General features: G+C 67.1%; 12 protein-coding genes. 7 read left to right on the top strand and 5 right to left on the bottom strand.

All coding sequences use genetic code 11. The features are described from left to right. Nucleotides 1-7 precede the first annotated feature (7 nt). Nucleotides 8-976: a LytTR family DNA-binding domain-containing protein gene (locus tag ABN401_RS04810; RefSeq protein ID WP_349683695.1), complete on the top strand. Its 969-nt coding sequence runs from the start codon at nt 8-10 to the stop codon at nt 974-976. Here the strand turns inward: ABN401_RS04810 and ABN401_RS04815 are convergent. Both ABN401_RS04815 and ABN401_RS04820 read right to left on the bottom strand, forming a co-directional pair. After that, nucleotides 973-2,223 carry an RNA polymerase sigma factor gene (locus tag ABN401_RS04815; protein ID WP_349683696.1) on the bottom strand — a complete coding sequence of 417 codons (1,251 nt, stop codon included), beginning with the start codon at nt 2,221-2,223 and terminating at the stop codon, nt 973-975. The two genes, ABN401_RS04810 and ABN401_RS04815, sit on opposite strands and share 4 nt — an antisense overlap. After that, nucleotides 2,223-2,573 carry a YciI family protein gene (locus ABN401_RS04820; RefSeq protein ID WP_349683697.1) on the bottom strand — a complete coding sequence of 117 codons (351 nt, stop codon included), beginning with the start codon at nt 2,571-2,573 and terminating at the stop codon, nt 2,223-2,225. The genes ABN401_RS04815 and ABN401_RS04820 overlap by 1 nt, the downstream gene beginning before the upstream one ends. Nucleotides 2,574-2,756: 183 nt before the next feature. Here ABN401_RS04820 and ABN401_RS04825 point away from each other — a divergent pair, with 183 nt between their 5' ends. The 3 genes from ABN401_RS04825 to ABN401_RS04835 all read left to right on the top strand — a co-directional run bounded on the left by ABN401_RS04825 (nt 2,757) and on the right by ABN401_RS04835 (nt 6,034). Beyond that, nucleotides 2,757-3,326 (top strand): hypothetical protein, encoded by a 570-nt coding sequence (locus ABN401_RS04825; RefSeq protein ID WP_349683698.1) that lies wholly within the window; start codon nt 2,757-2,759, stop codon nt 3,324-3,326. 83 nt (nt 3,327-3,409) lie between these two features. After that, nucleotides 3,410-4,819, top strand: a complete 1,410-nt coding sequence (locus ABN401_RS04830; protein WP_349683699.1) for a DUF1800 domain-containing protein — start codon at nt 3,410-3,412, stop codon at nt 4,817-4,819. A gap of 9 nt (nt 4,820-4,828) precedes the next feature. Next, a complete protein-coding gene (locus ABN401_RS04835) occupies nt 4,829-6,034 on the top strand; it encodes a DUF1501 domain-containing protein (RefSeq protein ID WP_349683700.1) in 1,206 nt (401 codons plus the stop codon). Between the two features lie 621 nt (nt 6,035-6,655). Here the strand turns inward: ABN401_RS04835 and ABN401_RS04840 are convergent. After that, nucleotides 6,656-7,669 carry a hypothetical protein gene (locus tag ABN401_RS04840; RefSeq protein ID WP_349683701.1) on the bottom strand — a complete coding sequence of 338 codons (1,014 nt, stop codon included), beginning with the start codon at nt 7,667-7,669 and terminating at the stop codon, nt 6,656-6,658. Next, a complete protein-coding gene (locus tag ABN401_RS04845; RefSeq protein ID WP_349683702.1) occupies nt 7,666-8,235 on the bottom strand; it encodes an RNA polymerase sigma factor in 570 nt (189 codons plus the stop codon). The genes ABN401_RS04840 and ABN401_RS04845 overlap by 4 nt, the downstream gene beginning before the upstream one ends. Nucleotides 8,236-8,363: 128 nt before the next feature. On the opposite strand from ABN401_RS04845, the gene ABN401_RS04850 reads away from it, so the two are divergent. Further along, nucleotides 8,364-9,224, top strand: a complete 861-nt coding sequence (locus tag ABN401_RS04850) for an autotransporter domain-containing protein (protein WP_349683703.1) — start codon at nt 8,364-8,366, stop codon at nt 9,222-9,224. A 287-nt stretch (nt 9,225-9,511) separates the two neighbouring features. On the opposite strand, the gene ABN401_RS04855 is transcribed toward ABN401_RS04850, so the two are convergent. Then, nucleotides 9,512-10,426, bottom strand: coding sequence for a LysR family transcriptional regulator (locus ABN401_RS04855; protein ID WP_349683704.1), 915 nt, complete (start codon nt 10,424-10,426; stop codon nt 9,512-9,514). Nucleotides 10,427-10,547: 121 nt separating this feature from the next. On the opposite strand from ABN401_RS04855, the gene ABN401_RS04860 reads away from it, so the two are divergent. Next, nucleotides 10,548-11,351: an SDR family NAD(P)-dependent oxidoreductase gene (locus tag ABN401_RS04860; protein ID WP_349683705.1), complete on the top strand. Its 804-nt coding sequence runs from the start codon at nt 10,548-10,550 to the stop codon at nt 11,349-11,351. A gap of 30 nt (nt 11,352-11,381) precedes the next feature. Then, nucleotides 11,382-12,386 carry a zinc-dependent alcohol dehydrogenase family protein gene (locus tag ABN401_RS04865; RefSeq protein ID WP_349683706.1) on the top strand — a complete coding sequence of 335 codons (1,005 nt, stop codon included), beginning with the start codon at nt 11,382-11,384 and terminating at the stop codon, nt 12,384-12,386. Nucleotides 12,387-12,403 lie beyond the last annotated feature (17 nt).

The following is a 12,403-nucleotide window of genomic DNA, read 5'->3' on the forward strand; positions in this document are numbered from 1 at the left end:
CGGATCCATGAAGACTGATCAGGAGCCCGACAGGGCACGACGGATGATCGTGGGCCAACAGCGAAGGGTCGTCCGGCCGCCGTTCAGGGACGGCGACATGGCTGTGGTGACGAACGGCGGTCCTGTCGGGACGGACGGCGAGCCGATCGGTTTGCGGGCGAGACTGCGTCGGGCCGATCGGCGCGATCTGGGTCTGGGTTGGGGGGTGGTGGCCGCCATCACTGTGGCCGTCATGGTCGTAAACGCCCTCACCGAGCTGAACGACAATCCGTCTGTGCGGCCTTGGGAGCCTTGGGTGTGGGAAAGCTCCAGCGCACTCATGGTGGTCGTTCTGCTGTGGCTGCCCTGGTTGACGACGAACGCCGCCCCGCCGACAGACGCCTGGAACCGGGGATTGCGTCTCGCGATCCGGTTCGGCGTCCTTCACCTGGCGGGCGCGGGCCTCTACAGCCTGCTTCACGTCACAGGCTTCGTCGGGCTCCGAGGCTGGGCCTATGACCTCATGGGAGCGCGACCCTACGAGTTCGGCTCCGTGGCGAGCGGCTTCCTTTACGAATTAAGGAAGGACTTGCTGAGCTACGCCGCCTTCGTCGCCGTTTTCTGGATATGTGGCCGGCTCCGCAAGCGGGCGGAGGGGCCGCTTCGTCCCGTCAGCTTCGATATCCGCGACGGCGCCCGCGTCATTCGCGCGCCGGTGGAGGATATCCTCGCGGTCTCCTCGGCCGGAAACTATGTCGAGGTCTGGCTGGCGGACGGGCGCAGACCCCTGATGCGCGCCACCTTGGCGGCCATCGAGGGCGAGTTGGCTCCGTTCGGTTTCGTGCGGGCCCACCGCTCCTGGCTGGTCAACACCCGGCGAGTGACCGGCCTGGCCCCGGACGGCTCGGGGGATTGGACGGTCGAACTGGGCCGGGTCAGCGCTCCCGTCTCGCGCCGCTATCCGGAGGCGCTCGACCGTTTGAAAACGCCCCTCTAGTCGACACCTTGTGTGGACGGCGGGTTCGCGGCAGCGCGTCGATCCAGCAAGAAGGCGCGCACGGCCGGATCCACGGTCAGGCCGATGGCGCGATCAAAGGCGGTCGCGGCGTCCGCACGTCCCGCCGTAGCCAGGATCGCGCCGGCGGCGGCCCAGTAGGGCTGGTAGGTCGCCATCCCCGGGGTCTGGGCCAGCCGGTCGAGAGTCGTCACCGCCTCGGCGATGTGGCCGGCACGGGCCCAGGCCACCGCGCGGTTCAACGTCACAACCGGCGACGTGGTCGCTCGTTCCAGCGCGCCATAGAGGCGGTCGATCGCCTCCCAGTCCGTCCGGCCCTCGACCCGTGCCGCGAGTTGCGCGGACTGCAGCGCCGCCTCTAGCTGAAAGCGGCCCGGCCGTCCCGCGCGGGCGGCGCCCGACAACAGGCTCTCGGCGGCTCGCAGAGCCGCAGCGTCCCAGAGCCGCGGATCCTGGTCCGACAAGGGGATGTAGCGCCCGGCCTCGCGTCGCGCGCCGCGCCGGGCATGGACGAAGAGCATGAGGGCCAACAGCCCGGCGGCCTCGGGTTCCTGAGGCGCCTGAGCGACCAAGACGCGGCCCAGCCAAAGCGCCTCGTCGGCGAGACCACCCCCGTCAACGGCATCGATGCCAAACGCGCCCTCGCAGAAGGCGGCGTAGATCGCGTCGAGCAGTGTGGCCAGACGTGCCAGACGGTGTTCCGGCTCCGGCTCTTCGAAGGAGACGCCACTGTCCTTCAGCTTGCGCTTTGCGCGGACAAGGCGCTGGGCCATGGCCGTCGGCGACACGAGACAGGCCGAGGCGATGCGCTCGGCTTCCATGCCCAGAACGACTTGCAACACCAGGGCGGTGCGCATCAGCGGATCCAGGGAGGGATGCGCCGCAGCGTACATCAAGGCGAGGCGGCGGTCGGCTTGCGGCTGGATCGCGTCCAGACGTTCGATCTCGATCAGCGTCAGATCCGCTGCGGCCCGATCTCTGCGCGCGCCCCGTCGGGCCTCATCCACCAAACGGTTGCGGGCCACCTGAACCAGCCACCCGAGCGGATTGGCCGGAGGTCCCGTCGCCGGCCAACGGGAAAGCGCGGCGGCAAAGGCCTCGGCCAAGGCATCCTCGGCCGCCGCGATGTCGCGGGTCCGTGTGGCGACGAGGGCGAGCAGGCGACCGTAGCTTTCGCGCGCGATGCGTTCGGCCAGGCGATCGGGCGGCTCGCCCCCGTCTTGGGTCATCAGCCCAAGACCATCAAGGGTCGAACCTCCACAGTGCCCCAGGCCGACATCGGGCAGCGCGCCGCCCAGGCCAAGGCCGCGTCGAGGTCCGGAACGTCGATCACATAGGTGCCGCCGAGCTGTTCCTGAGTGTCGGCATAGGGTCCATTCAGGATCTCGGTCTTGCCGTCGGGGGCCCTCACCCGCGAGGCGGTGAAGCTCGGTTGCAGCGGGTCACCCGACACCATCACGCCCTCGGCCTGGAGGGCCGAGTTATAGGCCATATAGGCCCCGAAGGCCTGATTGCGCTGGTCCTCGGTCATGGAGCCGAAGGCGGCTTCGTTGCCGTAAAGCAGGAACATGTACTTCATGGTCAGGTCTCTCTTCCGTCGATGCGACGCCCATCGCGTCATGGCATGTCGTCCCGATGGCTCGCCAATCGACAGGCCCGCCAAAAAAATCTCATTCCCGCGTTCAGCTGACAAGGTTTGCCGGATGACCTCATCCTCGGTCCGCTCTAGGTTCTCGATTTACAGCGCTGTGGGGAGAGCCGCGTGAGCGCCTTCGAGTTCTTCTTCAGCTTCTACGGACTGATCCTGGGTCTGTCCGTCGCCGAGATCATCACCGGCTTCGCCCGCGCGCTGCGAACGCGCCAGAGTCTGCGCGTCGGCTGGCTCACGCCTCTGCTGGCCCTGTTCGTGCTCATGGACTTGGCCAGTTTCTGGGCCGGTGCCTGGCTGCTTTTGCAATCCATCCAAATCACCTATGCCTTCCTGATCGCCGGTCTGACCATCGCTGCGGTCTACTATCTGTCCGCCTCCCTGGTGATCCCGGACGATTTCGCGGCCTGGCCGAGCTTTGATGACTACTTCGACCGCCACAAGAGCCAGGTCATGTTGGGGGTCGTGACGGCCAATACTCTGGCCTTCCAGATCCTACCGCTGCTCTCCGGCCAAAGCTTTCAGGCTCGCCTCGAGATCTGGTCGCGGCCCGATTATGCGCTGACGATAGGCCTCTACTACCTCCTGGCGGCGGCGGTCATTCTGGTGCGCCACCGTCGCGCGAACATGGCGCTCCTCAGCATCTTGATCGGTCTCTACGGGCTTCAGCTGTTCGCGGCTTGATTGTCACATCCAGTAACAAATCAGATCGCCGGAAAGTCCGGATCTCTGCGTTAGTCTGACATGCTGAGCTCGGAGACCCAGCCATGATGACCCTGGAAGCGTCGATCGCCGTCAACCGTTTCGGTCTGGGCGCGACCACGGCAGACGTCGCCCGCGCCGGATCTGACCCGCGGGGGTGGTTGAATGATCAGATCAGCAACCCCTCGGCATTCCTTCTACCCGTTCGGAACCTGCCGACGTCGGCACAGGCCGGGGCGTCGCTGACCGCCTATCTCGCCAGCCGTCGTCAGGCCAGGACGGCCGCGCCCGATCCGGCCGGGTCGCCGTCGATGAGCGAGCAGGCGCAGATGGCGGCGGTCGTGCAACCGCTGCGCCAGCTTAACCAGGCGGCCTACCGTGACGTCGCAGCGCGGGTGTCTCACGGACTGACGACGGAGACGGGGTTCGCCGAGCGGCTCGTCTATTTCTGGTCCAACCATTTTACGGTCGCTGCGACCAAGGCCCAGACCATCCCGTTCGTCGGTCCGTTCGAACGGGAGGCGATCCGTCCTCACCTGACTGGCTCGTTCGCTGATCTTCTGATCGCAGCGATCCAGCACCCTGGGATGCTGCTCTATCTCGACCAGGTCCAGTCCACAGGACCGAACTCCCAGATCGGACAACGGCGAGACGGCGGGTTGAACGAAAACCTCGCCCGCGAAATCCTCGAGCTTCATACGGTCGGGGTTCATGCCGGCTATACCCAAGACGATGTCATCGAGTTCGCCAGGGCCCTCACCGGCTGGGTTCTGGCAGGTGAGCGCACTCAGCGCTTTATGCCGCAGGCCGAGCCCGGCGCTTTTGTATTCTTGGCCGCCATGCATGAGCCGGGTGCCCGAACTGTGCTCGGTGTGCGGTATCCCGAAGGAGGCGTCGACCAGGGCCTGGGCATCCTCAGGGACCTCGCCCGACGACCGGCGACCGCCCGCCATGTCGCCACCAAACTGGCCCGGCACTTCGTCGCGGATACCCCACCGGCGGAACTGGTCGCCCATCTGGAAGGCGTCTACCTGCAGACGGAGGGCGACTTGCCGTCGCTGCATCGGGCTCTCGTGACGCACGACGCGGCCTGGCGACCCGAGCAGCAAAAACTGAAGACGCCGAACGAGTTTCTTCTGTCTGCGATGCGCCTGACAGGCCAGACCCGGCCCGACAGTCGGGCCCTGCTGCAGACCTATCAGACGCTGGGCCAACCCCCGTTCCGCGCGCCGTCACCGGCCGGATGGCCGGATGACGCGGCGAGCTGGTCAGGCCCCGACGCCCTGATGAAGCGTATCGAATGGGCACAGGCCTATGCCGAGGGCGTGACGCTGTCTCAAAGACCTGAAGACATCGCTGCGGCGGCGCTGGGCTCTCTGTTCAGCGACGCCAGTCGCCAGTCCGTACGGCGCGCCGAGTCGCCGTCGCAGGGCCTGGTTCTGGCACTGATGTCTCCCGAATTCCAACGCCGATAGGGGATCGCAATGACCCGGATGATCATGAACCGCCGTCACGCCCTGATCGGCATGGGAGCCGCCGGACTGGCGCTGAGCGCCGGCCAGGTGTCTTTCGCCCAGTCCTCGGGATCGAAGAAGTTCGTTCTCGTGATCCTCCGTGGGGCGATGGACGGCCTGGCCGCCGTCGCGCCCTACGCCGATCCGGCCTATGCGGCGGCCCGGGGACGACTGGCACTGGCGTTGCCGGGACAAGCGGACGGCGTTCTGCCGATCGCGGAAGGGTTCGGGCTTCATCCCCGCCTGCCCTTCCTGCACGAGGCCTGGTCGGCGAACGAGCTGTCCGTGCTCCACGCCACCTGTTCACCCTATCGGTCGCGGTCGCATTTCGATGGTCAGGATGTTCTGGAGAACGGCGGCGCCAATGTCTTCGGTCTGGCCGACGGCTGGTTGAACCGGGCGATATCGCTCCTGCCCACGACGAACAGCGCCGCGGCGGTCGCGATCGGTGGATCGATCCCGATCGTCCTCCGCGGATCCGCCCCTGTGTCGTCCTGGGCGCCGTCGACCGCGCCGGCCGTGCCGGAAGACACGATCGCGCGACTAACCGACCTCTATGCCGGTGACACCCTTCTCTCTCCAGCTCTGGCCCGGGCCGTCGACACCGCGTCGATCGTCGGCGATGCGGCCATGCAGGGTGGAATGGCGGGGCGTAATCTACCAGGCGGCTATCGCATCCTGGCCGCAGCCGCAGCGCGCATCCTGTCCGCCCCGGGTGGGCCGGCCGCCGCCGTCATGTCCTTCGAAGGGTGGGACACCCACGCCAATCAAGGGGGCGCGAACGGAGCCCTGGCGCTGCGACTCCAAGGCCTGGATACCGCCATGCGGACCCTGAAGACCGATCTGGGTCCGGTCTGGAAGGATACTGTGGTCGTCGTGGCGACCGAGTTCGGGCGGACGGTCGCCGAGAACGGGACCGGCGGGACGGACCATGGGACCGGCGGCGCCGCCTTTGTTTTGGGGGGTGCTGTTCGCGGCGGACGGGTGCTGCGCGACTGGCCGACCCTGTCGTCCAACGCCCTGTTCGAGGGACGGGATCTGGCACCGGTCAACGACCTCCGCGGCCTGTTCGCCGGCGTGCTCCGGGATCACTGGGGGCTCGACCAGGCCGATCTGCGTCGCCGGATCTTCCCGGAAGGTCACGAGTTCCGCCCGCTCGACGGTTTGCTCGCCTGAGCGTCGGACACCTCTGCTGACCGGGATGATGATCCTGGCCGTGAGGTGGGCCATCAGAGGCCAGCGCCGCCGAGCCGGCACGAGGTCATGACCGACCGGGTCGGGGCAAGGATTAGTCCGTGAATGTCAAGCAACCGCGAGGTCCAAGGTGTGGGAGGCAACCAAGATCTTCAGCCTGGCCATGATGATCTTCGTTCTGGCCGGATGCGATGGGGATGAGAGAGGTCGCGAGTACCGGCAAGACCGTGTCTTCAGGACCGGGCTTGACCCATGGGGTTATCGCACGCCGAAATGGTGCCTGGCTGTGTCAAGGCCCCCGGTAAAGGCGATGGATCACTCGCTGCTAAACGGACAGACGAACCGTCGATGGTCTTCCTGTCCAGTGTTCGATCAGTAGGCAAGGCGGTATCCTCCGATCAAGCGCCTGCGGATGTCACACGCCGACGCAGACGGTGCAGGCGTCAGACCCTGCGATGACAGCTGGCCAGCGCGAGCCTCGACCAGCTAGCGTCGATCGGAGATGTCTTGCCGCAGGAATCCTCTGTCTGTCCTTGCTTGATCACGGCTCGCCCCGATCATGACAGCTGCGACCCGAGACGGCTGAAGGCAGATCGCTAAGCCTCACTCGCGGCCGGGTCGGCTTACACGAGGCGGACGCTCTGGGCGTTCCGGCCGTTGCGGTCTGGTGGATCGTTCGAGGCGTTCGCTGAGAACCCCACGCTCGGGAAGGCGCGCGTCTGGGCGAGCAGGCGCATCAGGCGTTGTCGGGGCCGCGGTCTCGCTGCGACCAACCCTGTCGAGCGCACGAAAACGCTCCAGATCGACGGGTCCGACCGGATCGTCTCGGTTGGTCGGACGCGCCGCCGCGCTCAGCCCGTTCTCCGCGCCGGCGGGCTGGGATCGCGCGTCGACCAGCGTCTCCAAACCGACCGCGGGTCCCAGATCGGGCGGGACTGTCGGTCCAGCCGGGGAAGAGCCGGTTCTTGTGCGGTCACGGGCCGCATCACGCGCCTCGATCGAAGCCCGGCGATCCTGGAGCCTCGAGCGGAGGTCGACCTCACGCGCCGGGACTGGCCCTTGGGATGCCGGTCGCCTCGGCAGACGCAGACCGTTCCGATCAAGAGCCGCCTCGAACCGCGGGCGATCGAGCCGCGGCGCACCGGCGAGCGCCCGCAGTTCCGAAGCGGCGCCGGCCGAAATTGGACCTTGCGGCTCAAGCCTCGACACGTCGTAGGCGGCCTCAAGCTCGGTCAGCCTTTGGGGTGACAGGTCCTGCCAAACCGGGTCCAAAGCTTCTGACGGAGCCATGGGTGTTTCCACCGGACGAGGCGGGGCCGCAGGTCGGGTGGTCGCCGTCTCATCTTTCACAAGATCCGAAGATGACGACGCTTCGGTGGATGATCGCCACAGGATACCGGTCGCGGCGACCGCCAGGCCGCCGCCCCCGATCACCCCGACGATCAGGAGCGCCTTCCAACCGAAGACACGAGACCACGATAGGGGACGGCGCTGCGGGGTTTCGCGCACTGCGGCAAGGGTTCTGGTGTAGAATTCCGGCGAAGGCTGCGGCGCGTCAAACCGATTCAGAACCTCGTCCAGGGCGATCGGCTTCGGCGGATCGCGAAGCTCGGTCATGGCTGTGCCTCCATGACGTCTCGGGTTTCCAAGCCTTGGGCCCGCAAGATGCTCCGTAGCGCGCGTCGCGCGCGGGCCAGCAGGGATTCAACCGCGCTCACGCTCATTCCGAGGATGGCCGCCGCCTCGGCATTGGAACGCTCCTCATAATAGCAGAGGACGAGCGCGGCGCGCTGCCGCGCTGGCAAGCCGCCCACTGCCGCCGCCACCTGGGCGCGAGCTTCGATAAGGCTTTGCTGGTCGATTGTGCTGGCCGCCGGATCGACTTGTTCCGGGGCCGCGCCGTCGACGACGAACCGACGCCGGCGCAGGCGATCAAGACAGAGATTCATCGTGACGCGTTGGAGCCAACCGCCGGGCCCGGACGGACCGTCCCGCCAGGTCGGCGCCTTGCGCCACAGACGCAAGAACGCTTCTTGCGCCACGTCCTCCGCCTCTGCGCGATCTCCCAGCATTCTGTAGGCAAGCCTCACCATGACGGGGCCATGCCGTCCCAACAAACCCGCGAAGGCGGCCTCGTCGCCGCGCGCAACGCGGAGAACGAGGCTGTGATCATCGTCCAGCACGTGGCTCCCCGGATGCCGACAACTGGTTCCACGCAGATGTCATCCAAACCTGTCGCTCGGTCGTGTTGCTTGTCTCTTCGGGGTCTGGAACAAGCGCGTCACAAGCCTTCCAAACAAGAGCGGGACAGATGATCAGCCTAGCCTTCCTCAGTCTGATCGGGCTCGGCTCGCCAGCCATGGAGGATGCTGGGCGCTCGGGATCCGAACCGCAATCCGCATCCTGGTCAATCAGCGGCGGCGGCGGATTGAGCGGCGTGGACGGGTCCGAGAGCGATCCCCAAAGGTATGGCACGGTCGGTCTGCGCCGCGAGGCCGGCGTCAGCTTTCAACGGGTGGGCCTGTCCTGGGTCGAGAACCCGGCGGCCGTCCGCCTGAATGGCCCGAAACGGACGGTGACCGTCAGTCTATCGGCGGGACGCCAATTCGGTCCGCTGCTTTTAGAGGGCCAGGCCGCCTATGGCACGCGCCGCTTCGACACCGTCACGGCTGGACCGCAGGGGGGCCTTCGCGCCTCGGCGACGGGCGACTCCCTGTTGATCGGCGCGACCGGCACGCTGGATCTGGAGGTCGCCGACGTCTGGCTGATTTCGCCGTTCGTCACAGTGGAGTGGGCCGCCCTGGACACGACGCGGCGCCTGGAGCGCGGCGACGCGACCCTGGATCGGATTGATCGTCAATCCGGTCTGACCGGCACCTTCGGGGTCACCGCCTCTCGCGCGCTCACCGCGCGCACGACGGTGAGCGTCTATGGATCGGTCGTCGTCGCCGAGAACGCCGCCGCGGATGGACGGCTGGACGACCGCGATCCCAGCGGACAGGCGTTTCGGGCGAGCTCGGACGCCGTCGCCGAAACTTGGGGAGAACTCGGCCTGATGGCCGGCATCAAGACGGATCCGAAAACGCGGCTCGATATCGGCCTCATCCGGTCTGCGGGTCTAGAGCCGAACGGTTATACCCTATTGTCGGCAACCATCCGCCGCGCCTTCTAAACTCGCTCGAGGTGCAACGGGTTTGTCCGGCTCGCACGTGTTAGCCATGGAGGTGTGCGAAATGCCGCCTCTGACGGATCGCGGCCATCATCCCTGCCCGCGGGCGTCCGCCGTCACGAAGACGGCCGCTCTCCGCGCTGGCGTCTCTTACCCCGGGAGACTCGACAGCTGAGGGCGATGCGAGGCGGCGGCGGTCCGAGCGACCGCCGCCGCCTTTTTTGTCCGAGCACAGCGCTCCGAGGTCTAACAGTCGGCATCGCCCGCGGCGCTGAACAATGACCTTTGGATCAGGGTGGCAGTCGATCCCAGGGCAGCGGAGGGGCAAAAGCGCGCCTCAGGGCGTCGACCGCCACGCGAACCTTGACGGACAGGTGTTTTGCCGACGGGAAAACCGCATGGACGTCGGTCGGCTTGAAGGCATACTCCGGCAGCACGCGGACAAGGCGGCCGGCCCGGAGATCCTCAGCCACCACGAAAAGAGCGCCCAGAGAGATTCCCATCCCGGCGCGCGCGGCGGCAATACCCAGATCGCCGTTGTTGACGAACAAGCGGGGCGTGAACGTCACGGTCTCGGGCCCCTTCGGCCCCACGAGGCTCCAGACTGTTGGCTGAGGCATCGCGGAAAACGCGATGCAGGCGTGGGCGGTTAGTTCCTCGATGCGAACCGGGACGCCAGCCCTGGCGAGGTAGTCGGGACTGGCGACGAGCCAGCGCTGATTGGCGCAGAGTTTTCGCGCCACGAGTTGCGAATCCGCGAGAGCTCCGATCCGGATCGCGAGGTCCACACCCTCTTCCACCAGATCCACCCAGCGGTCCGTCAAGGTCACGTCGACCGAGAGAGCGGGATTGACGGCGAGCAGTTCCGAGACCACCGGCGCCAGATAGAGACGCCCGAAAACCACGGGAGCACTGATCCGAAGGACGCCAGCCGCCCGCACCGTCGTGGCGGTTGCCTCGGCCTCGGCTTCTGCCAGATCGGCGAGGAGTTGCTGGGCGCGGGCGTGAAAGACTGCGCCGGCTTCGGTCAGGGCGAGCCGGCGGGTGGTCCTCTGGATGAGGCGAACGTTCAGCTTGGCTTCGAGCCGTGCGATCATGCGGCTGACGGCCGAGGGCGTGAGCGCGAGATCTTCTGCCGCCCGCGCGAAACTGGAATGCCGGACCACGGCGACGAAAGTCGAGAGTTCCTGAAGCTCGGCGGCCATGAGACGGCAAGCGACAAGATTGTTGCGTGCGGGTCAAGAGTGACATGCCGCGCCGGGTCATGATCGGCGCGACCCCGCGCTTTAAGCAGCCAACGTCAATCCGAACCTTACGGAGGCTCTCATGAACGCTCTCGCTCCCGCCGCATTTGTCGCCGCGGATAACCGCTACCCCCAAACGCTGCTCGGCAAGGTCGCTATTGTGACCGGCGCGAGCTCGGGCATCGGACGGGCCGCTGCGATCGAACTCGCCCGCCGGGGGGCCGCCGTCGTCGTCAGCGCCCGACGGCGCGCCGAGATCGAAACACTCGCTGCCGGTCTCCGGGACGAAGGGCTCGACGCCACCGCCCTGCCCTGCGACGTCACCCACGATGCGGATCTGTCTCGCCTGATCGCCGAGACCCGCGCCAGCTACGGCCGGATTGACATCGCCTTCAACAACGCAGGCACCGAAGGACATTTCGCCCCTTTCCTCGACCAAGACGACCGAACCTTCGATCTGGTCTTCGAGGCCAATGTGCGCGGGGTCTTCAACGCCATGCGTCATGAGGGCCGGGTCATGCTGGAGCAAGGCGCCGGGGTGATCATCAACAATGCCTCGATGGGAGGGGTCATCGGCTTCCAGAACGCCGCCCCCTACATCGCCTCAAAACATGCGGTCCTCGGCCTGACCAAGACCGCGGCGCTCGAATGGTTTGCCCGCGGTGTTCGCGTCAACGCCCTGTGCCCCGGCATCATCGATACGCCGTTCCAGGACCGGATCTGGCCGAGCGCGGAGGCCAAGGCCGCCTTCGCCGAAGGCACCGTGGCCGGGCGCGCGGGGACCGCGGAAGAGATGGCGCGGGTGGTCGCCTTTCTCGCCAGCGACGACGCCGCCTTCCTTTCGGGCCACGGCCTGCTCGCCGACGGCGGCTACAGCGTCGCCTGATCTCCCTTTTTCTTGTCTGGAGACAAGGCCATGCGCGCCTATCACCTGACCGCTCCGACCCTGGACGCCCTTGTCCGCGTGGATATGCCACGACCGACGGCCGGACCCGGCGAGATTCTGATCCGCCTCGGGGCGGCCAGTCTGAACTTTCTGGATCTCGCCGTCGCCTCCGGCCATTTCCCTGTGCCGGCCTTCCCCCTGATCCCCGTGACCGACGGGGCCGGCACGGTCGAGGCTGTCGGAGAAGGCGTTGCCGGGTTCAACCCCGGTGACCGGATCATTCCCCATCTGATGCCACAGTGGCAGGGGGGAACGATGACCCCGGAGGCCATCGCGATGATCCGCGGGGTCACCGCCCCAGGCTCCCTGGCCGACTTCGTCGTCGTCCCGGCCGCTGGAGCCGCCCGAGCGCCGGCTCACCTCTCCGTGGTCGAGGCGGCCGCCCTGCCCATCGCGGGCACCACCGCCTGGAACGCCGTGCGCGCGGGCCGGGTGCGACCGGGTTCCGTCGTGGTGTTGCAGGGCACGGGTGGCGTCAGTCTTCTGGCGCTTCAGTTCGCCAAGGCGGCGGGCGCGCGGGTGATCATCACCTCCTCGTCAGACGCCAAGCTGGAACGGGCGCGCGCCCTGGGGGCCGACGAGACCCTCAACTACCGGACCACCCCCGACTGGGCGTCCGAGGTGAAGCGGCTGACCCAAGGCCGCGGGGGCGATCTGATCATCGAGACCGGCGGAGCCGAGACCTTCGCGGCGTCGCTCGAGGCCGCCGCGATTGGCGGCGTGGTCTTCGTGATCGGTTTTCTCACCGGCGGTGTAATCACCGCGCCCGTCTTTCCGATCCTTGGAAAGACGCTGACCCTCAAGGGCAACAACACCGGCTCGGTCGCCGATTTCCGCGACATGCTGCGGGCGGTCGAAACCCTCCGGCTCCGCCCGGTGGTCGATCGCGTCTTCCCCTTCGAGGAGGCGCGCGGCGCCTACGAATTCCAGGCTCGCGGCGGCCATTTCGGCAAGCTCGCGATCGCCTGCGACTGAACGCTTCCGCCCCATCC

The organism is Brevundimonas aurifodinae, assembly GCF_040195595.1.
GTDB lineage: Bacteria > Pseudomonadota > Alphaproteobacteria > Caulobacterales > Caulobacteraceae > Brevundimonas > Brevundimonas aurifodinae.

What these genes read in the sequence shown, in the direction of transcription:
- ABN401_RS04840 (WP_349683701.1), bottom strand. Translation starts at nt 7,669, where the DNA reads ATGACCGAGCTTCGCGATCCGCCGAAGCCGATCGCCCTGGACGAGGTT.
- ABN401_RS04830 (WP_349683699.1), top strand. Translation starts at nt 3,410, where the DNA reads ATGATGACCCTGGAAGCGTCGATCGCCGTCAACCGTTTCGGTCTGGGC.
- ABN401_RS04835 (WP_349683700.1), top strand. Translation starts at nt 4,829, where the DNA reads ATGACCCGGATGATCATGAACCGCCGTCACGCCCTGATCGGCATGGGA.
- ABN401_RS04820 (WP_349683697.1), bottom strand. Translation starts at nt 2,573, where the DNA reads ATGAAGTACATGTTCCTGCTTTACGGCAACGAAGCCGCCTTCGGCTCC.
- ABN401_RS04815 (WP_349683696.1), bottom strand. Translation starts at nt 2,223, where the DNA reads ATGACCCAAGACGGGGGCGAGCCGCCCGATCGCCTGGCCGAACGCATC.
- ABN401_RS04810 (WP_349683695.1), top strand. Translation starts at nt 8, where the DNA reads ATGAAGACTGATCAGGAGCCCGACAGGGCACGACGGATGATCGTGGGC.
- ABN401_RS04850 (WP_349683703.1), top strand. Translation starts at nt 8,364, where the DNA reads ATGATCAGCCTAGCCTTCCTCAGTCTGATCGGGCTCGGCTCGCCAGCC.
- ABN401_RS04865 (WP_349683706.1), top strand. Translation starts at nt 11,382, where the DNA reads ATGCGCGCCTATCACCTGACCGCTCCGACCCTGGACGCCCTTGTCCGC.
- ABN401_RS04860 (WP_349683705.1), top strand. Translation starts at nt 10,548, where the DNA reads ATGAACGCTCTCGCTCCCGCCGCATTTGTCGCCGCGGATAACCGCTAC.
- ABN401_RS04855 (WP_349683704.1), bottom strand. Translation starts at nt 10,426, where the DNA reads ATGGCCGCCGAGCTTCAGGAACTCTCGACTTTCGTCGCCGTGGTCCGG.